At 70.4% G+C, this 20209-nt stretch carries 15 protein-coding genes; 11 read left to right on the top strand and 4 right to left on the bottom strand.

The features are described from left to right. Positions 1–28 precede the first annotated feature (28 nt). A complete protein-coding gene (locus ACIA8G_RS00075) occupies positions 29–1906 on the bottom strand; it encodes a S41 family peptidase (protein WP_396416018.1) in 1878 nt (625 codons plus the stop codon). A 120-nt stretch (positions 1907–2026) separates the two neighbouring features. Between ACIA8G_RS00075 and ACIA8G_RS00070 the strand changes: the two genes are divergently transcribed. Both ACIA8G_RS00070 and ACIA8G_RS00065 read left to right on the top strand, forming a co-directional pair. Beyond that, complete coding sequence (locus ACIA8G_RS00070; protein ID WP_396416017.1) at positions 2027–4654, top strand: hypothetical protein; 2628 nt, start codon at positions 2027–2029, stop codon at positions 4652–4654. 66 nt (positions 4655–4720) lie between these two features. After that, the gene (locus tag ACIA8G_RS00065; RefSeq protein WP_396416016.1) at positions 4721–5314 is read left to right on the top strand and encodes a superoxide dismutase family protein; all 594 of its coding nucleotides are present in this window, start codon (positions 4721–4723) and stop codon (positions 5312–5314) included. Between the two features lie 232 nt (positions 5315–5546). Here the strand turns inward: ACIA8G_RS00065 and ACIA8G_RS00060 are convergent, their stop codons facing one another. After that, positions 5547–6602 (bottom strand): helix-turn-helix domain-containing protein, encoded by a 1056-nt coding sequence (locus ACIA8G_RS00060; RefSeq protein WP_396416015.1) that lies wholly within the window; start codon positions 6600–6602, stop codon positions 5547–5549. Between the two features lie 140 nt (positions 6603–6742). Between ACIA8G_RS00060 and ACIA8G_RS00055 the strand changes: the two genes are divergently transcribed. The 7 genes from ACIA8G_RS00055 to ACIA8G_RS00025 all read left to right on the top strand — a co-directional run bounded on the left by ACIA8G_RS00055 (position 6743) and on the right by ACIA8G_RS00025 (position 16780). Then, positions 6743–9385: a type 2 lanthipeptide synthetase LanM family protein gene (locus tag ACIA8G_RS00055; RefSeq protein WP_396416014.1), complete on the top strand. Its 2643-nt coding sequence runs from the start codon at positions 6743–6745 to the stop codon at positions 9383–9385. After that, positions 9382–9570, top strand: coding sequence for a hypothetical protein (locus ACIA8G_RS00050; RefSeq protein ID WP_396416013.1), 189 nt, complete (start codon positions 9382–9384; stop codon positions 9568–9570). Before ACIA8G_RS00055 ends, ACIA8G_RS00050 begins: the two co-directional genes overlap by 4 nt. A gap of 153 nt (positions 9571–9723) precedes the next feature. Next, positions 9724–12612 carry a helix-turn-helix transcriptional regulator gene (locus tag ACIA8G_RS00045; RefSeq protein ID WP_396416012.1) on the top strand — a complete coding sequence of 963 codons (2889 nt, stop codon included), beginning with the start codon at positions 9724–9726 and terminating at the stop codon, positions 12610–12612. A 59-nt stretch (positions 12613–12671) separates the two neighbouring features. Further along, entirely contained in the window at positions 12672–13652 is a 981-nt protein-coding gene (locus ACIA8G_RS00040; RefSeq protein WP_396416011.1) for an iron-containing redox enzyme family protein, read from the top strand. 112 nt (positions 13653–13764) lie between these two features. Beyond that, positions 13765–14757 (top strand): efflux RND transporter periplasmic adaptor subunit, encoded by a 993-nt coding sequence (locus tag ACIA8G_RS00035; RefSeq protein ID WP_396416010.1) that lies wholly within the window; start codon positions 13765–13767, stop codon positions 14755–14757. Further along, positions 14757–15455 carry an ABC transporter ATP-binding protein gene (locus ACIA8G_RS00030; protein WP_396416009.1) on the top strand — a complete coding sequence of 233 codons (699 nt, stop codon included), beginning with the start codon at positions 14757–14759 and terminating at the stop codon, positions 15453–15455. The genes ACIA8G_RS00035 and ACIA8G_RS00030 overlap by 1 nt, the downstream gene beginning before the upstream one ends. Continuing rightward, positions 15455–16780, top strand: coding sequence for an ABC transporter permease (locus ACIA8G_RS00025; protein WP_396416008.1), 1326 nt, complete (start codon positions 15455–15457; stop codon positions 16778–16780). The genes ACIA8G_RS00030 and ACIA8G_RS00025 overlap by 1 nt, the downstream gene beginning before the upstream one ends. Before the next feature lie 79 nt (positions 16781–16859). Here the strand turns inward: ACIA8G_RS00025 and ACIA8G_RS00020 are convergent, their stop codons facing one another. Both ACIA8G_RS00020 and ACIA8G_RS00015 read right to left on the bottom strand, forming a co-directional pair. Continuing rightward, a complete protein-coding gene (locus ACIA8G_RS00020; RefSeq protein ID WP_396417281.1) occupies positions 16860–17651 on the bottom strand; it encodes an aldo/keto reductase in 792 nt (263 codons plus the stop codon). A 73-nt stretch (positions 17652–17724) separates the two neighbouring features. After that, complete coding sequence (locus ACIA8G_RS00015; protein WP_396416007.1) at positions 17725–18483, bottom strand: SDR family NAD(P)-dependent oxidoreductase; 759 nt, start codon at positions 18481–18483, stop codon at positions 17725–17727. Positions 18484–18566: 83 nt separating this feature from the next. Between ACIA8G_RS00015 and ACIA8G_RS00010 the strand changes: the two genes are divergently transcribed. Beyond that, on the top strand, positions 18567–19004 hold the full coding sequence (locus ACIA8G_RS00010) for a MarR family winged helix-turn-helix transcriptional regulator (RefSeq protein WP_396416006.1): 438 nt from the start codon (positions 18567–18569) through the stop codon (positions 19002–19004). Positions 19005–19026: 22 nt separating this feature from the next. Next, on the top strand, positions 19027–20118 hold the full coding sequence (locus ACIA8G_RS00005; protein WP_396416005.1) for an acyl-CoA dehydrogenase family protein: 1092 nt from the start codon (positions 19027–19029) through the stop codon (positions 20116–20118). Positions 20119–20209: the final 91 nt, after the last annotated feature.

Here is a 20209-nt window from a genome sequence, read left to right as displayed (position 1 = left end):
CATGGAGTCACCGGAAGCGCCCGCTCGATCAACTGGTGACCTTGCGCGCGGCCACCAGCCGTCCGTCCGCGAACCCCTCGACGCGCACCTCGCTGCCGATGGCACTCAACGTCGCCGTGTGGGCGCCGTCGGTGACGTCGAGCGAGGTGGCCGGGCGGCCGTCCACGTAGATGTCCACCCGGTCGAGGTTCACGGTGTCCAAGGAGACGGTCGCCCCGGCGACCGCCACTCCGAGCCGCCGCACCGGCAGTGCGGCGAGCAGCGAGCCCGCGCGTGCGAGCAGATCGGTGTTGCCCTGCAACAGGTCCGCGCGCGTCAGCCGGTGCTGGTGCGTCGGCCGCACGCCCAGGTCCTCCACCGGCGTGCCGGCGAGCTTGCCGACCCGCAGCGTGCGGCGGATCGAGACACGCATGTTCGCCCTGTTGGGCAACGTCTTGTACGGCGACTCGGGATCGCCCGGCGCCGGGATCTTCAGCAGCGTCGCGAGCAGGCCGTGCGTCCACACGTTCGCGCCGCCCGCACCGGTGTTGTCGTCCACGCCGAGGATCGGGCCGAGCTCGTGGTCGGCCCAGCCCGCGGCGAAGATGTCGGTCGCCGAGTAGCAGCGCGCGTCGGTGATCAGCACGACCGGCCCGTGATAGGTCTGGCCCACGGCGTTCGCACCGTCCGTCGGCGTGATCGTGTGCGCGCAGGAGAAGGCCTGGCCGGTCTCGGTCGAGCTGTCGAGCGACGGGAACCACGGGCCGAGGTCGATCTGGCCGGTCGGGTCGTCCGCGTGGCGGCGGCAGATCCGCAGGTTCAGCGGAGTGCTCAGGAACTGCACGGGTTCCGGCTCGATGCGCCGCGGCGTCATCGTCTGCAGCAGGAACTCCGACGCGAAGATGTGGCCACCGCCGTTGTCCCGGACGTCGACGATGAGTCCGTTCTGCGGCAACAGGTTCGCGAGCCGGATGAACTCCGCGAGGAACGCGTCCGGGTCGTCCACGCTGAACGTGAAGATCCGCAGGTGGCCGAACGTGCCGGACGGCGTGGTGATCGGCCGCGCCCGGAACACACCGGGCATGGTCGTCGCGACGTCCTGCGAGGCCATCGCGACCGCGCCGCCCGCCGCCTCCGCCTGCACGACCTTGGGCGCGTGCAACAACTTCTTGGCGCGGGCCTTCTCGTCCGAGTCGAGGTCGACCCCCTGCGCGGCGGCGGCCGGGCTGAGTGAGTCGACGTCGGTCATCGGAGGCAGGTTGTCGGTCACCTGCCAGTCGACGCGGATGTCCTCGGCGGCACCGGCGGCGTTGCGGTAGCTGACGACCACCCAGTCCTCGTCCGGCGGAAGCTGGATCACCAAGGGGCGCAGCGTGAGCGACTCGAGGCCGCGGGCGAGGTTCGCGGCGGTGTTGCTGCCGCAGAAGATCGCGCCGTTCAACGCGACCGCGCGGGCGATCGGCGTGCCGTTCCAGTGCGTGACCTCGGCGCCGATGCTCAAGCCGTTGAAGTTCGCGACAGTGCGCGCGACGAGGTACAGCTCGGTGCCGTCCGCGGCGAAGCAACGCTCGAGCTGGAACGGCAGGAAGGCGATCTTGCCCGCGAACGGCGCGGGCAGCAGGTAGTTCGTGTGCAGGTCGCGAACCGAGTGGAAGGTGCTCGAGAGATCGCGGTGGAACTGCCACTCGGGCTCGGCAGTGGCGTCGGTCTGGCGTTCCAGTCTGGCTCGTAAGACCCTGAGTCTCTGCACGGGATTCACCGCGTGCATCGCGACTTTGAGCGGCAGATGCGCGTAGTTCTGTTCCAGCAACACCAGGGCCTGGTCGACGATGAGCTTGCGCTGCGCCAGCGTGAGGGTCCCCGCCGTGGCGAGGAACTCGGCGAGTCCGACGGAGTTGGCGACGTTCGGGTGAGCGGTTGCGGTCATGGTGGGGCCTCCTTGCCAAGTAGAGGCTTTCCAGGGCGCCTGGATACACCTTTTTCACCCGTTCGGCCGCTAACCGGAGCAATTCCCTGGACGACAACTGGAGTAAGAGGGAGGCCGACCATGAGTCCACGGGCCTTGGAATTGCGCATTCACGGTGTCAACAACACGCCTCCGCCGGCGATGCTGGCGCTTCCCGAGCAAGCCGTTGAGCAGTTCCGGGGGGACAAGTTCGGCAGCTTCTGGCGACCTCTCAAGGACAAGGTGGCCGAGCTGCACGACGGCCATTCCGGCATCCCGCGCGAGGACATCGAGCGCGAGGCCTACTCGTGGGGAGGCATGGCACGCAGCACGCCGGGAGCGCCGGGCAGCGGTGTCGCGTCGGTGGCGGCCAACGTGCTCGGCCGCATCGGGTGGGCGCTGCTGCTGCCCTTCGGCTTGGCCAACGTGGCCTACTGGAGCCGCGAGATCCCCCGGAACTGGACCGCGGAGGACGAGCCGCAGAGAGCCGAGGCGGAAGACGCGTCTGCCTCCGAGCCCGAGGAGGAGGACGCGGCGCCGATCGGGTCCCCTGCCCAAAGCCAGAGCAACACCACCGAGGCGCCCACCGCGGCCACGGCGAACGCTGCCGCGGCGTCTGAGGAGAAGAAGAGCCGCTGGTGGTTCAACGCCGGCCGAGGCGCCGCGAGCACGCGGTTGTTCGGGCTCGGGCTGACCATCCTGCTGGTGCTCTCGGTGTGCGCGGTGGTGATCGACCTCTACGCGGTCCAGTGCTCGTTCGCGGACGTCACCTGCCGCCAACTGCCCGAGTGGCTCGACGTCCTGCGCAACCCCGCCCGGCACGTCCGGGTCCTGGCCGCCTCCGCGGTACCGGTGCTGCTTCTCGTCGGCCTCCTGCTGCTGACCTCGTTGTCGCGCAGCAGGTACGAGATGGCGCCCGCGAAGGAGAAGCCGGTGTTCCGCGCGGGCGTGCTCTTCAGCAGGCAGGGGATGTGGGAAGGAAGTCCGCGCCTGCGCCGGTTGACGAGGCTGCACCTGGCCGCCGGATTCTGCGTCGTGACCCTGGTTACCAGTTGGGAACTCGCGCCCGGAAGCACCACCTTCTCCATCATCACCGGTCTCGCCTTCCTGTTCCTGTTCTTCGTCGCACTCCGCGTGGCGATGACGGCGACCGACTGCCCGGACGCGCCGAAGAAGGAGAAGGGCGGCGTGTACTCGTGGCTGCTCGTCGTGGCCACAGGTCTTCTGCTGGCGGCGCACGCCATCGCCCTCAACGTTGCCGAGCCGGAGTTCCACGCACCGCTGGCGGTCACCACGTGGGGGCCGCCGATCGTGACCGGCTTCCTGCTCGCCATCGCGCTGTCCGCGTGGTCGTGGCGCAAGCGCCGCAACACCGAGACCACGCGGGAGTGGCCGGTCAGGTTGCTGGTGGGTCTCGCGCTCGTGCTCGCGCTCGCGTTCACCGGCAGGCAACCGTGGCTGTGGGGCGTCGTCGTGATCACCGGCGCGGCGCTCTTCGCCTGGGCCTGGAACGGAAACCACAAGTGGCAGGCGTGGCGCGGCACCGGTCCCGGTGTGCTGCTGGGACTCTCGGTCACCTCGTCGCTGCTGTTGTCGACGGTGCTCGTGCTGACGGCGCGAAGCTGGCTGAACGGCACCGAGCCGATGAAGAAGAGGCTTGAAGCACCGTGGTTCTACTGGTGGTTCGCCGGGTCGTTCACCCTGGTGCTCGCGCTGCTGGCGGTGCTCCTCCTCGTCGTCGCCGGGTTCCTCGGCTGGCGGGTGTTGAAGCCGAAGGACTTCCTGCTGGACACCAGCATGTCCGTTGCCGAGGAGAAGCGGGCTCTCGTCATGCGGTGGCGGCACGTGATCGCGACGTCGCACCGGGCGGAAATCATCGTGGGTGTGCTGTCGGCGCTCAGCACGCTGGCGATCGCGCTGACGGTGTACGTGTCGTTCGCCGAACCGTTCTGGCTGAACACGGGATTCGCCGCCTGGCTCATCGACTGGAGTGTCACGGTGACCGCGCTCGCCGGGGTCTCGCTGATCGGGTCGTTCGTCGGGGCAGGCCTGCTCGCCAACCGCCGGCCGCTCGGTCTGCTGTGGGACCTGATGTGCTTCCTCCCGCGCACCGCGCACCCGTTCGCCCCGCCCTGCTACGCCGAGCGGGCGGTGCCCGAGATCGCCGGCCGGGTCGTGGAGTTCCTGGACAAGCACCCCGACGAGGACAAGCGCACCGTTGTGGTGCTCTCCGCGCACAGCCTCGGCGCGGTGCTCGCGATCGCGGCGCTGTACGCGCTGCCGGGCCAGTACCTGGAGCGGGTGAAGCTGCTCACGTACGGCGTGCAGCTGCGCCCGTACTTCGGACGGATCTTCCCGGAGCTGCTGGGACCCGAGGTGCTCGGCATCCCGCGGTGCCGCAGGGGAACCCTGTGGCGGCTCGACCCCTGGGCGCGCGAGGACGATCCGGACGCCGAACTGCCGGAGGCGGACCGGACGGTCAAGCCGGACGACACCGTCAAGAACCTGATGGCGGGCAAGTGGATCAACCTGTGGCGGCGCACCGACTACCTCGGCTTCCCCGTCTTCACCTGGGCCAGGCCGACGGAGGACTCGGTGGACCAGTGGGCGAACGAGACGAACGGCAGTCCGGACAAAGTGGAGACTCACTCCGACTACCACCGTTGCGACGCCTACGAAGCGGCGCTGGAGAAGCTCGTACCGAAGGCCCAGGCGTCTCAATTGATCTGAACCGGTCGCCCGATCGTGAACGTGCAGGAGGTGGGAACCTGGAACGCAGCTGACTCAAGGAGAAACATGCGCACGAACGTGGCGGCCCTCGTGGGTGCCGTACTGCTCGCCGGGGGACTCGCCGCCTGTTCGAGCGAGGCCCCGTCTTCCGCACCGCAGCCCACCGCGCCCGCGATCAAGCCGGTGGCCGAGACCGCGGTCGCGGCGCCTGCCGCGTCCGGCGAGCAGCCGAAGGGTCTCACCTACGACGCCAAGCGCATCCCGGTGGGCGCGCAGATCTCCACCGGCTCGTCCGTCGCGAATGGACAGACGACGGTCGAGCTGAAGGTGGCCGGCCTGCTGCCGAACACGAAGTACGGCTCGCACGTGCACACCAAGCCGTGCGGTGCCAAGCCCGCCGACTCGGGCCCGCACTACCAGAACGAGAAGGACCCGGTGTCGCCGAGCGTCGACGCGAAGTACGCCAACGCGCAGAACGAGATCTGGCTCGACTTCACCACCGACGCGCAGGGTGCCGCGACCGGCACGGCGACGGTCAACTGGGAGTTCCGCCAGGGCGAGGCGAACGCGGTCATCATCCACGCCACGCACTCCAGCACCGAGCACGGCAAGGCGGGCACCGCCGGTGACCGCCTCGCCTGCCTCACGGCCCAGTTCTGATCCATGAGGGTGACCCTCATGGACCTGAGGTTCATGAAGGTCACCCTCATGGACCACCCGCACGGGCAGGGCCTGTTTCTTGGATCTCGTTCGATGAGAGTCGAGCCTGAGGTGGTTCCTGGCGGTGCGGGCGACAGGCCCGCATACCGGTGTTGTATGTGGGCCTGTCGCCCGTGCCGCCAGGGGCCGCCTCAGGCCCGGCTATCGCGAACACGGATCCGAGAAACAGGCCCTAGCAGGGCCAGGTCAGGGCCACACCCCCAGCGAGGTGTGGCCCTGACACCGGTTCCAGCACCGCCGCGCGTACGAGGTTGAGCACCTCGTATCGGGGTCCGGCGCGGCGAACCAGCCCGCGCACGCAGAGTTCGTGCACGGGATCCTCCGAGTCGTAGCCGGTGTGGTCGGCCATCCTGGTCAGCAGCCCGCGTTCACGCAGGTCCAATGTGGACAGCGAGCGCCGCAGCGAGTCGCGCAGGTGCGCCGAGGTGGGGTCCAGCGGGTTGGACCGCAGCCGTTCCAGCAGGTGCTGCGGCGAGTAGACCATGAACCAGCCGGCGGCGAACTCCAGTGCCGACGGCAGGCAGTCGAGCTGGTGCACGAGTCCCATCAGCGCGGCCTGGTTCGCGGGCTCCTGCCGGAAGCCGGGGCGCACCCGGCGCACGTGGGTGAGCAGCAACCGGACCGCGGCCTCGTCGGCCAAGGGCCCCAGCGGGAACACTCGCTCGCCCGCGAGGCCGGTCGGTGCCAGCGCGGTGACCACGATCCGCAGGCGCGGATGCGCCTCCAGCAGTCGCGGGTCCGGCCGGTGGTCGGTGACCAGCACGGTGTCCTGCGCGTCGTCGACGCTCGGCATGCGCACGGCGGGCAGCCACAGCACCGACCAGCCGCGCCGGAAATGCAGCTCCCCCGCCACCTCCAGCGCGAGCCGCGTCTTGCCGACACCGCCTACGCCGGTGATCGTGACCAGCCGCCTGCCTCCGGCCAGCAGGTCCATCAGCGCGGCGGCCTCCGCCTCCCTGCCCACGATCGGCGAGGACGCCGCGGGTGGCGCCACCGGCAGCCGTCCCGCCGGGCGGCCGCCGGCCTGGTGCAGGTCCGCGCGGCTGCCGTCGTCGAGCCTCAGCCCGTCCGCGAGCAGCCGCAGCGTCTCGGCGCGTGGTGACCTGGTCCGGCCGCACTCCAGGTCGCGGATGGCCCGCACGCTCAGCATCGCGAAGTCGGCCAGCTGCTGCTGGGTCAGGCCGGCGCGGAGGCGGTGCGTGCGCAGTAGTTCCCCGAACTCCCTCATGTCCAGCTCCCTCCTGGAGCTGAGTCTCGGGTGAGCGGCGCCGCGGAACATGGGTGGTGGCCCCCCATATTCATCTTCGACGTCAAATCTGGGGGCTCGGCCCCCATGTGTCCCACGCGCGCACGTGCGAGGTTCAGCCGGTGACCTCCGCGGCCGGGACCAGGACGGGCGAGAGCTGGACAGCGGCTTTCGCGCACGCGCTGCGCCCGCTGATCGACGCCGCCCGCACCGAGGTGGCGCCGCCGTTCGACGCGCCGTTCGCCGAGCAGCTCGGCCGGCGCCTGGTGGCCATCGCGGCCCGCACGCTGGTCCTGGAGCTGCACCAGACCCGCGGTGCGCTGGCCGGGTCCACCGGCGCCGAAAGGTTCACCGAGTTCACCAGGACCGTGGACCTGCCCGGCCTGTTCGCCCGCTACCCGGTGCTGGCCCGGTTGCTCGCGCAGGCCTGTGAGCAGGCAGTCTCCGCGCACCACGAGCTGTCGTCGCGGTTCACCAGAGACCGCGCGGAGATCGTGCGGGTGCTGTTCGGCGGGACCGATCCCGGCGCGCTCGTGTCCGTGGAGACGGGTCAGGGTGATCCGCACCAGCAGGGGCGCACGGTGGCCGTGCTGGAGTTCGGCTCCGGCGCCCGGCTGATCTACCGGCCGCGTCCCACCGGGCTGCACGCGCGGTTCACCGCCCAGCTCGCCTGGTTTTCCACACGAACTGGAATCGAGTTCCGCTCGCCGCGGCTGCTGGCGCGCGACGGGTACGGCTGGCTCGAACACGTCGCCTACGAGCCGTGCGCGGACGTGGCCGGTGTCGCCGAGTTCTACCGGCGGCTCGGCGCGTTGCTGGCGCTGCTCTACGCGGTCGACGGCACGGACATGCACTACGAGAACCTGATCGCGTGCGGCGACCAGCCGGTGCTGGTGGACGTGGAGACGCTGTTCCACCCGACGCTCACCCCGGACACCGACCCGGCCGCACTGGCGCTGGCCCGCTCGGTGCAACGCACGGCGCTGCTCCCCCTCGTGCTGCTCGGCGACAACGGCGGCGCGGACGTGTCCGGCGTCGGCGGCGACCAGGGGGTGCTGTCGCCGCTGGACGTCGTCGACTGGGCCGACGCGGGCACCGACCGCATGCGGCTCGTGCGGCGGCCACGCGAGACATCCGGTGCGTGCAACCGGCCGCTGCTGGGTGGCGTGCCGGCCGAACCAGCCGACTACCAGGACTCGGTGCTGGCCGGGTTCCGCGCGGGCTACGACGCGATCGTGGCGCACCGCGACGAGCTGCTGCAGCTGGTTCGCGACTGCGCGGACGACGAGGTGCGGTTCGTGGCGCGGGCGACGCGTCAGTACGCGAGATTGCTCGACGAGTCGACGCATCCGTCCGTCCTGGCCGATGCCCTGGACCGGGACCTGGCGTTCGGGGTGCTGGTCGTCGACGACCCGGTGCTCGACCGGCTGGTGCCGTTCGAGGTAGCCGACCTGTGGCGGGGTGACGTGCCGCTGTTCACGTGCCGGCCGGGTGCACGTGATCTGTGGACCGGGTCCGGGCTCCGGCTGCCGGGGATGCTGCCGGAGCCCGGACTGCACGCGGTGGAACGCAAGATCGCGGCGATGAGCGAGGTCGACCGGCACGACCAGCAGTGGGTGATCGCGGCCGCGCTGGCGTCGCGGCCACGCCCGGTGTCGCACCGCAGCGGTGCTCCGCTGCCCGGCCACGTCGCCGCGGTCGACCCGGACCCGGCGCGGCTGCTCGTCGCCGCGTGCGGGATCGCCGACCAGATCCTCGCGCACGCCGTGACGGGCAGGGACCGGGTCAACTGGCTCGGGCTCGAGCTCATCGACGACCGGCACTGGACCGTGCAGCCGCTCGGTGCCGGTTTGTCCACCGGCTACACAGGTGTCGCGCTGTTCCTCGCCGAGCTCGGCGCGTTGACCGGTGCCGCGCGGTACGTCGACTTCGCGCGGAACGCCCTGCGCCCGCTGCCGTCGTTGCTGGAGACGTTCGCCTCGTCGCCGGACCTGGTCGCGGCCGTGGGCGGCGGATTCCACGGCATGGGCGGGATCTGTTACGGGCTGGCCCGGCTGACGCCGTTGCTCGGACTCGACCCGTCCTGGCTGTCGTCGGCCGTGTCGTTGATGCCCCTCGAGGATGCTTCGGTGAGCGTCGTGGACGGCGTCGCGGGGTCGCTGGCCGCGATGCTCGCCGTGGGTACGCCTGAATCGCTGATGCTCGCTGATCACTACGCGTCGGTCCTACGTGGCGTCATTTGCGATTCGAATGGCTTCGCCCGGGGCCATGCCGGAATCGGATGGGCTCTGCGCCGTTACGCGGCAAGGGTTTCGAGCGAGTCATCTAGTGTGGCGGCGGCAGCGGACGTGGCGGGGCGGGTCCATCTCGAGAGCGACGCCATCGACGCGACCGACATCGGCTGGTGCGGTGGTCTCGCGGGTGCCGCACTGGCCCGCGACGACGAACGCCTGGCCGCGCTGCTGGTGTCCCGGGAACCGTTGCGGGACATGAGTCTCTGCCACGGCGAACTGGGCGTCATCGAGGCGCTGTCCACCCACCACCCGAGCGCCGCGACCCGCCGCACGGCGCTGCTGCTGGGCGCGTTGGACGAACACGGCGCCCGTTGCGCCACCCCCGGCGGCGTCCCGACGCCCGGTCTGCTCACCGGGCTCGCCGGCATCGGTCACGGCCTGCTGCGTCAGGGGTTTCCGGTGCCGTCGGCCCTGCTGCTCGAATCGACAACCACCATCCGTCTGGCAGACAACGAGGAGTGCACCCGATGAACGAGTCCCTGCACCGCCCGGCCGCCACGCCCGAACCGGCCGAGCCCGTGCTCGGGGAGATGGAGCTCGCGCCGAAGACACTTGCCGGTGCGAGAGCCCGAGCCCTGGTCGGCATCACACTCGCGATGGGCGCGTTCGCCTCCATCACCCCCGTGCTGTCGGACACGACAGTCAGCGTGAGGTGACCTCCGGGGGCCGGGTTCGCCCGGCCCCTTCTCCGCCGATCGCGGAAAGGTCCTTTCCTGATCGCCGGGAATCGCCGGGACTCGCCGCGCGCCACGGTGAATACGCCTGTGCAGCCGATACAGACGGCACCACGGGGCCGTTAAGGTCCTGCCATGCAGACCCGAGCGCCCCACGTGGTCGGCCGTGACCCGGAGGTCAAGGCCCTCGCGGAGGCACTCGAACGCACCCGGCACGCCCGTGGCGGAGCGATCTTCCTGACCGGTGAGGCCGGGATCGGCAAGTCGCGGCTGGCGCGGTTCGCCGCGGGCCAGGCGTTCGACGAGGGCATGCGGGTGCTCAAGGGGCGCGGCACGTCCATCGGCCCGATGGTGCCGTTCCGGCCGATCGCGGAGGCCCTGCTGGGCCTCTTCCGCGGCACGCCCCCGGACGACTCGGCGCTCGGACCGTACAAACCGGTGCTGGGCAAGCTGATCCCCGAATGGCAGGACCAGCAGTCCACGACGGAGTCGGTCGTGGTGCTGGCCGAGGCGGTGCTGCGGCTGCTGGCCTCGGTGGCGCGCAAGACGCCCTGCCTGCTCGTGCTCGAGGACCTGCACGACGCGGACGCCGAGACCCTCGCGGTCATCGAGTACCTGGCGGACAACCTGGAGGAGCAACCGGTTCTGCTGCTGGCCACGATCCGCAACGAGCCCGGCAACGCGCTGGAGCTGATCCACCGGATCGTCCAGCGCGGGGCGGCGACGCGGCTGGAACTGCGCAGGCTGACCCAGCACGAGGTCGTGCGGATGACCGCCGCCTGCCTGGAGAGCGAGCAGATCCCGGCCGAGCTCTCCGCTCGCTTGTGGACGGACAGCGCCGGGAACCCGTTCGTCATCGAGGAACTGCTGCACGGCATGGTGAGCGGCGGGCTGCTGGTCGCGGGTGCGGACGGCTGGCAGGTGCTCGGTGAGCTCAAGCTCCCGGTGCCGGCGGCGTTCGTGCGCAGCGTCGCGCACCGCACGGACCGGCTCGGACCGCAGGGCCGGGAGGTGCTGTCCATCGCCGCGGTACTGGGCCACCGGTTCCCGCTCTCGGTGGTGCAGAAGGTGACCGGCATCGACGACCGGCAGCTGCTGAGCCACCTGCACGCCGGGGTGGCCGCGCAGCTCGTGACGCCCGACGAGCCCACGCCCGACTGGTACGCCTTCCGCCACCCGCTGACCGCGGACGCGCTGCTCGCCCAGCTGACCCCGGCCGAACGCGCCGACCTGTCCGCAAGGACCGCCGACGCCGTCGAGGACCTGCACCCCGGCCTGCCCGGCGACTGGTGTCCCCTGGTCGCCGCGCTGAGGTCCGACGCCGGCTCCCCGGCCCAGGCGGGCAGGCTGTTCGCCGAGGCGGGCAGGCGGGCGCTGGCCGGTGGCGCGGCGGGGTCCGCGGTGACGTTGCTGGATCGCGCACAACGCCTGCTGGCCGACGAGATCACCGCGCGGGCCGACGTGCTGGACGCGCTGCTGCCCGCGCTGGCCGAGACGGGCGAGTTCGAGCGCGCGTTCGGCCTGGAGCGGGACGTGACCGAGCTCAGCACGGCCGGTCTGGACAGCGCGCGCCGGGCGAAGCTCCACACGCGACTCGCCCGCGCCGCGTACATGGCCGGCCGGTTCACCGAAGGCGTCGAGCAGGTCCGCACCGCGCGCACGTTGCTCGGCCCGGACGCGCCCGACGACCTGACCGCGCCGCTGGACATCAACTCCGCCTATCTCGCGCTGAACATCCCGAGCACCGACCGGATCTCCTCGGCGGCGCGGCTCGCCAGGCAGGCGGCCGAGGCGGCGGCACGGGCAGAGCTGCCGATGGTCGCGTGCGAGGCGTGGCAACTGCTCGGGATCATCGCGCGCGAGCAGGACCTCGACGAGGCCAACGCGTGCTTCGACAAGGCGCGGGCGATCGCGGACGCGCATCAGATGCCCATTCAGCACATCTACGCCCTGGTGCGGATGGCGGGCAACGACTGGCTGGCCTCCGGCAGCACCGCGGCGCTCGGCCGTGCGCACGAAGAGGCGTGCCGGGCGGGCGCGATCACGGTGGCGTACAACGTGGACGCCATCATGTCCCTGCAGCTGGTGCTCACCGGCGCCTACGCGGCGGCCGCCGAGCAGATCGACCGCTGCCTGCAGGCCACGGGGCGGCTCCAGCTCCACGCGCTGACCCGCTACCTGCTGATGGTGAAGGCGACGCTGGCCGGGCACCGCGGCAACCGCCCGGACACCGACGACGCCACCAGGAGGTTCGAGGCGGTCGCGAAAGGCGGCGCGCAGGAGATCCCGCTCTGCCACGGGCTCGCCCGCGCGTTCTGCGCCCTGCTGGAGGAGAACCGCGCGCTGGCAACGGAGGAGCTCGACCGCGCGGCGGCCCAGGAGTCGCAGAACCCCACGACGTTCCACCTCTCCGGCACGCACGGCATGCGCCTGCTGCTCGGCGTGCTCGACCGGCGCTTCGGCTGGGACGAATACCGGGCACAGGTCACGTCGTCGGCCGCCGGCATGCGGTGGAACCGGCAGTTCGCCGATCTCGCGCACGCGGTCCTGCTCGGCCGTGACAACCGGTACGCCGAGGCCAAGGACGCCTTCGCCAGGGCCCAGGAGGCCGCGTCGCTCTACCCGATGGCGAAACACCTGGGGCTGCGGCTGACCGCACCGGAGTCCGAGCCCTGGGGTGATCCGGTGACCTGGTTGCGCGCCGCCGAGGAGCACTTCCACCAGGCCGGCATCCCGGCGGTGGCGTCGGCGTGCCGCGGCCTGTTGCGCCAGGCGGGTGCGCCGGTGCAGCAACGCCGCAGCGGAACGGACCAGGTGCCTCAGCAGTTGCGCGGGCACGGCGTGACCGTGCGCGAGTTCGAGGTGTTCGTGCTGCTGGCCGACCGGATGGGCAACAAGGCGATCGGCACCCGCCTGCACATCTCCCCGCGCACGGTGGAGAAGCACGTCGCCTCGCTGATCGCGAAGACGGGCAAGCCGGACCGCGAGTCGTTGTCGGCGTACGCGGCGGCGCTGGGCCGCTGACGGGTGTGACCGCTCTCTCCACAGGTATGACGCCTGCTTCCAGCGGGTATTACACCCGAGTGCGCCTTCCTTCACCACGAGGTCCTCTCTCCCAGCACGTCGTCGCCGCGCTGAGCGGTGAACCGGACGGGCGCACGATCGCCTTCATCGCCGCCGACCCGTACGGCGAAGACCTCACCATCGCCCTGCACACGTTGTACGAGCTGCACTACGGCGGTTTCGACGGCGTGGACCCGGCCTGGGAGTGGGATCCGGAGCTGCTGCGGCTGCGGGCACGGGTCGAACGCATCTTCCTCAACCGACTGCGGTCCGATGTGGACGGTGGGGACGACATCGACGCCGCACTGGAAGCGTTGACGGTCGAGCACGGCGGTGTGTCGCATCACCTGCGGGACAACGGAACCTGGGACCAGATGCGCGAGTTGTTCGCGCACCGTTCGGTGTACCACCACAAGGAAGCCGATCCGCACGTGTGGGTCATTCCGCGGCTGCGGGGCCAGGCGAAAGCATCCGTGGCCGCCGTCGAGTTCGACGAGTTCGGCGGCGGCCGGGCAGAGCGGATGCACGCGCGGCTGTTCGCGGACCTGCTCGAAGGCGCCGGGATGCGCCCGGACTACCTGCACTACCTGGACGACGTGCCCGCGCCCGCCATCGCGATCGTCAACATGATGTCGCTGTTCGGCCTGCACGGGTCGTTGCGGGGCGCGCTGGTCGGCCACTTCGCCGCCGCCGAGATCACCACGGCGCCGAGGGCCCGGCGCATGGCGCAGGCGTTGACGCGGTTGAACGCCGACCCGAGGTGCTTCGAGTTCTTCGCCCAGCGCATCGCGGCCGATGCCGGGCACGAGCAGATCATGCGGCTCGACGTCATCGGCTCGCTGCTGGAGCAGGAACCGTCGCTCAAGCCGGACGTGGTGTTCGGCATCCAGGCGACCGAGGTGCTGGAGGCACGGCTCACCGGTCACCTGTTGTCGTCGTGGGAGGCGGGCGAGTCGTCGCTGCGCACGCGCCGGCGGTGGCGGATGTCGCAGAACGGATAGCGCTTGACGTAGCCACCAGGTCGATGCGCATCGGCCGAAAGTCCGATGCAACCTCCCGGACCCATCAGGTGTCCTTATCGGTAGGTTGGTCGAAACGACATGGGGGACATTCGTGCGCAATATTCTTCTCGCGCCGCTGTGCGCGCTGATCACGGTGGGCGTGGTGGCGTGCAGTCCGTCAGGTCCGGATCAGACCAACCCGGAACTGGCGCCGCGCGGCACCGCGATGACCAAGGTCAAGCCCACCAAGCAGGACCTCACGACGAAGCTGAGCATCTCGGGCAAGGTCGAGATGAACCCGACGTTCGGGCTCGTCGCGCCGGTCGCGGGGCAGGTCAGGTACTTCGACGTCCCGGCGCCGAACGGCACGCCGACCAAGCCCATCCGGGTCGCGACGGTGTGGAAGGACGGCGCGCCGAACTACGTGGAGGCCCCGGCGGGCGCCACGTTCGGCGGCAGGCTGGTGGACGACAAGGCGACGGTGACGGCGGGCATGCCGATCGCGTCGGCCAAGCACGTCGGCTACGCGATCGTCGGCGACATCGACGGCCAGCAGGCGTACAAGATCAGCGGCGCGCTCACCGACGTGACCGTGCAGATCAAGAACGGGCCGGGCCCGTTCCCGTGCACCGTGCTCGGCACGATCGCCGCGCTGCCGCAGGGCACCATCCCGGAGAAGCCGCCGGTCACGCCGGACACCAAGAACCCGCCGGCCGGTCAGCAGCCCAAGACCCCGGAACAGCCGCAGCAGCCGCAGCAGCCGAGCGCGTCGACGGGCCTGCGCATCGTGTGCACCGCGCCCGCCGACGTGCAGATGATCAACGGCGCCAGCGCGTCGATCGAGGTCACCACCGGCAAGTCCACCCAGGCGCTGGTGGTCCCGGTCGAGGCCGTCGCCGGTCAGCAGGGCAAGGGCAAGGTCGACGTGCTGCAGCCGGACGGCTCGCGCCGCACCACGGACGTGACGCTCGGCCTCACCGACGGCAAGGTCATCGAGGTCAAGTCCGGCCTCACCGGTGACGAGGAGCTCGCGATCCCCGGCCCGAACCTGGCGGAACCGCAGCAGCAGGGCGGCGCCGACCAGACCAAGCCGACGGGACCGTGATGACCCAGCCCCAGGTCACGACCGCGGCACCGCTGCTGCAGCTCAACGGCATCACGAAAATCCTGAAGGGCCAAGAGGAACCGCGCACGATCCTGTCCGGTGTGGACCTCACCGTCCTGCCGGGGCAGAGCGTCGCGATCCTCGGCCGTTCCGGCTCCGGCAAGTCGACGCTGCTGAGCCTGATCGGCCTGTTCGACCGCGCCGACGAAGGCCAGTACTACCTGCAGGGCAACGACATCACGAAGCTGCCCGAGCGCAAGGCCGCGGCGTTGCGCAGCGCGGAGTTCGGGTTCGTGTTCCAGCGCTTCTTCCTGCTCAAGCACCTCACCGCGGCGCAGAACGTGGCGATGGCGCTGGTGAACGGCCAGGGCTGGTCGTCGCGCCGCAAGCGCAAGCAGCAGGTGCTGGAGGCGCTCGAGCAGGTCGGCATCGCGCACCTGGCCAAGAGCAAGCCGTCCCGGCTCTCCGGCGGTGAGCAGCAGCGCGTCGCGATCGCACGGGCACTCGTGCGGCAGCCGCGCATCATCCTCGCCGACGAGCCGACGGGCGCGCTCGACACCGAGACCGGCAACCTCGTCATCGAGGTGCTGCTCAACACGACCAGGCAGGGCTGCGGCCTCGTGCTGGTCACGCACGACCACGACCACGCGCGCAAGATGGGCCGCGTGATGGAGCTGCGGGACGGACGGTTCAACTGATGCTTTCCGGCAAGTTGCGGTCCGCCCTGGTGATCGGCGGACAGGGCATCCGCGCCCGCAAGCTGCGCACGTTCCTGTCGATGGTCTCGCTGTTCCTCGGTGTCCTCGCGGTCGTGGCGGTGCAGGCGGGTTCGGAGATCGCCGAACGCGCGATGCTCACCGACGTCGAGCTGCAGGCCGGCAAGGACGGCACGATCATGGGCTACATCCCCGGCGAGAAGGGCGCGTCGGGGATCGTGGAGTCGATGTTGAAGGGCCGCACCGACGCGGTCGCGCTGATCGGCTCGAAGGCGATCATCGGCGAGCCCGGCGTGCGGCCGATCAACGAGGGCGGCATGCCGTTCGAGTACGCGGGTCAGGGCGGTTACTACGGCCCCATGACGTACTGCGACTCCAGCGGCGTCTGCCACGAGCAGAAGCCGCAGGAGAAGAAGCCGGATGGCCAGGCGATCGAGGTCAGCATGGTCGCGCTGACCGGCGACATCAGGCCGTTCCGCCCGTTCCGCCCGGTCTCGGGCAGCTGGCTCGACTTCACCTCCGCCCCCTCGATGGCGCCGCGCATCGTGCTGAACGAGGAGGCCGCGAAGGGCCTGCGGCAGTTCCGCATCCCGGGCGAGATGATGATCGACGGCGCCACCCACCACGTGTCGCCGCAGATCATCGGCGTGGTGCAGGACGGCAACTCGTCGCCGCGGATCTACATGCGCCTCGACGAGCTGCGCACCTGGATGCCGTCGGCCACCGAGACCAACGACGCGAACAAGTTCACCGGCGGCGGCACCAATCTCGAGGTGTACATGGCGCCGGGCACCGACGACCTGCAGCAGCTGATCAAGGCCAAGGTGGTCGGCGCCGGTGTGCAGCCGGACCAGCTGCACTTCAACACGGTGAACTCCAAGGAGCGCATGCAGTCCGAGCTGAAGATCATGCGACTGATCTTCCTCGGCATGGCGTTCCTGGTGCTGCTGATCGGTGTCGCGGGCATCCTCAACGTCGGTCTCGCCACGGTCGGCGAGCGGGTCGAGGAGTTCGCCCTGCGCCGCGCGGTGGGCATGTCCCGGATGCTGCTCGCGGGCATCGTGCTCGCCGAGACGCTGCTGACCGGCCTGCTGACCGCGGCGCTGGCGATCGGCGCGGGCGCGGCCGGCCTGCAGGTGGCGCTGATGATGTTCGGCAGCCGCTTCCCGTCGTTGCAGGGCACCACCTTCCCGTGGGAGGCCGGTGTCGCCGGTGTGATCGCGGGTCTCATCGCCGGTGTGCTCGGCGGTCTCATCCCGGCGATCCGGGCGGCCCGGATCCCGATCGCCACGGTCATGCGGGCCTAAGTCATGCGGGCCTGGTCCTTGGCCCGTCGCCGGCGAAGCCCCGGATCGCGATCAAGCGGTCCGGGGCTTCGTATTTGCGTCACACCTCGTTGAACGCGTCCGGATCCGGGCCGATGCGGCCACCGCGGTCCAGAGTGGACAGTGCGGCGATCTCCTCGTCCGGCAGCTCGAAGTCGAACACCGCGATGTTCTCCCGGATGCGGGACGGTGTCACGGACTTCGGGATCACGACGTTGCCGATCTGCAGGTGCCAGCGCAGCACGACCTGCGCCGCCGACCGGCCGTGCCTGGCCGCGATCTCGGTGACGACCGGGTCGGACAGCAGCTCGCCGCCCTGGCCCAGCGGCGACCAGGCCTCGGTCTGGATGCCGTGCTCGGCGTGGAAGGCGCGCAGCTCGGCCTGCTGCAGGTACGGGTGCAGCTCGACCTGGTTGACGGCGGGCACGACACCGGTCTCGTCGATGAGCCGCCGCAGGTGCGCGGGCTGGAAGTTGGAGACGCCGATCGCGCGGACCCGGCCCTCCTTCTGCAGCTGGACGAACGCCTTGAAGGTCTCGGTGTAGAGCTCGCGCGCCGGGGCCGGCCAGTGGATCAGGTACAGGTCCAGCGTGTCGAGCTTCAGCTTGCCCAGGGACTCGTCGAACGCACGCAGCGTCGCGTCGTAACCCTGGTCGGCGTTCCACAGCTTCGTGGTGACGAAGACGTCGTCACGGTCCACACCGGACTGCGCGATCGCCTCGCCGGTGCCGGCCTCGTTGCCGTAGATGGCGGCGGTGTCGATGCTGCGGTAGCCCGCCTTCAGCGCCTCCGCGACGGCCGGGGTGGCCTCCGCGTCCGGCACCTGGAAGACGCCGAAACCGAGCTGGGGCATGGACACGCCGTTGTTGAGCTTGACGATGTTCAAGACGAATTCCTTAAACGGTAGGACTTGTGGGATCAGCGTTCTACGGAATCAGCGTCGGGGCGGTGCCGCCGTCGACGCGCAACGCGGCTCCGGTCGTCGCGGACGAGAGGTCCGACGCGACGTAGGTGATGAGGTTCGCGACCTCGTGCGGGCGGATCAGGCGGCCCAGCAGCAACGTGGGGCGTTCGGTGCGGACGAACTCCGCCTCGCCGCCGTCGCCGACGCGGTCGCGGATGAACTCCTCGACGCCGTCGGTGAGCGTCGGGCCGGGCAGCACCGAGTTCACGGTGACACCGGTACCCGCGACCGCCTGGGCCATGCCGCGGGAGATGGCGATCTGCGCGGTCTTGGTCATGCCGTAATGGACCATCTCGGTGGGCGTGAAGACCCCGGACTCGCTGCTCACGAAGATCACCCGGCCCCAGCCCCGCTCGACCATGCGCGGCGTGTAGTGCCGTGCGAGCCGCACGCCGGACATGACGTTGGTGTCGAAGAACCGCTGCCATTCGGCGTCGTCGATCTCGAAGACCGGCGTCGCCGAGTAGATGCCCAGGTTGTTGACCAGCACGTCCACGTCGGGCAGCTGGTCGATCAGCTCCGCGGCACCCGCGCCGGTCGAGATGTCCGCGGCGATACCGCGCACGTCACCGTCCAACTTGGCGACGGCCTCGTCGACTCGAGCCTGACTCCGGCCGTTCACGACCACCGTCGCACCGGCCCTGAGCAGCCCTTCCGCCGCGGCGAAGCCGATTCCGGAGGTGGAGCCCGTCACAAGAGCCGTGCGTCCCGACAGATCCATGTCTCTCCCCGCTAGACTTGTTGAAGACGATTACGAGCGTACGCAATAGTTGCACACGCTGTCTATTCGAGAAGGGTTGACCTATGTCACTGGACGACGACGCCGTCCAGGCGCGCGCACAGGGCTGGCGCACGCTCGCGGCGTTGCACGCACGCATCGAGGATCGCCTCGAGAGAGCTCTGCAGAAGGCGCACGAACTCTCCGTCAGCGAGTACACCGTTCTGGACGTCCTCAACCGTCAGGACGGCTTCCACCTCCGGATGAACCAGCTCTCCAACGCCGTGGTGCTCAGCCAGTCGGCGACAACGCGGCTGGTCACCCGCCTGGAGGACCGCGGCCTGCTCGCGCGCTACCTCTGCCCCACCGACCGGCGCGGCATCTACACCGAGGTCACCGAGAAGGGCCATGAGCTGCTCGCTCTGGCGCGGCCGACGCACGACGAGGTCCTGTCCGCGTCGCTCGCGGAGGCCGAGGGCGTGCCGGAGCTCAAGCCACTCGTTGAGGCGCTCGCCAAGCTGTAGCGCGTCGAGCAAGATCGCGCGCATGGATCTCCACGCCCTGATCCGCGCCGAAGCGCCGGTGGCCGAGCAACAGCGCGCCCTCACCGAACCGGCGCTGGCCGCACTCGTCGACCACGGCGTGCACCGCCTGATCGCCCCGAAGCGCTACGGCGGCGCCGAACTCGGCCTGCCCGAGTGGAGCCGCGAGATCCAGGAGCTGTCGCGGTCCGACGCCTCGACGGGCTGGACCGCGATGACCACGACCATCTCGTCCTCACTGGCCTGGCACCTGCCCCAGGAGGCCGCGGACGAGGTCTTCGGCGACCCGCGCGCGTTGATCGCGGGCACGGCCGCCCCTCTCGGCAAAGCCGTCGAGGCCGACGGCGGTTACCGCGTGACCGGCCGTTGGGGCTGGGGCAGCGCCGTCACGCACGCCGCGTGGGTCATCGGCGGCACTCTCACGCCCGTGGGCCCACGTCTGGCCGTGTATCCGCGCTCGGACGTGACGATCCACGACACCTGGCACGCCGCGGGCCTGCGCGCCACCGGCTCGCACGAGTTCTCCGTCGCTGACGCCTTCCTGCCGTTGCGGCGCACGGTGTGGCCGATCGGCGGCACTCCCGGCATCGCGGGCCCGATCACGGCGTTCCCGTACTTCAGCTTCCTGGCCGTGGGCGTCGCGTCCGTGGGTCTGGGTGCGGCCCGCCGCGCGATCGACGAGATCGAGGCGCTGGCCGTCGCGAAGACCCCGCAGCACGCCACGACGAGGCTCGCCGAGCAGGCCGGCGTGCAGATCGAGATCGCGCTGATGGAGGCACGGCTGTCGGCGGCGGCCGCGTTCCTGCACGAGGCGCTGAGCACGGCCTGGGAGTTCGCGGTGCAGGGCGCGCCGACACCGGACCCGGCGAAGGCACGGCTGCGGCTGGCCTGTTCGTTCGCCTCGGGTGAGGCCGCGGACGTGACGCAGAAGGCGTTCGCGGCGGGTGGTGGCAGCTCGGTGTTCGAGTCGTCCGCGCTGCAACGGTGCTTCCGGGACGTGCACGTGGCCGCCCAGCACACAGTGGTGTCGCGGCGTCTGTTTGAGACGTACTCCATGCTGCGGCTCGGCCTTCGGCCGGACATGTCCCGCTTCTAGCTTGAGTTTTAACCTGTTCGGTCCGGGTGTGGGTGGCAGGGCTCGGTTGTGTTGTGGTGCTTGTGTTTGCGCCTGTCTGCGCTGGTGACGA

The organism is Lentzea sp. NPDC051213, from assembly GCF_044455585.1.
GTDB lineage: Bacteria > Actinomycetota > Actinomycetes > Mycobacteriales > Pseudonocardiaceae > Lentzea.
Note: the sequence above shows the minus strand (reverse complement) of the source record. Positions and strands in the feature narration are given on the sequence as shown.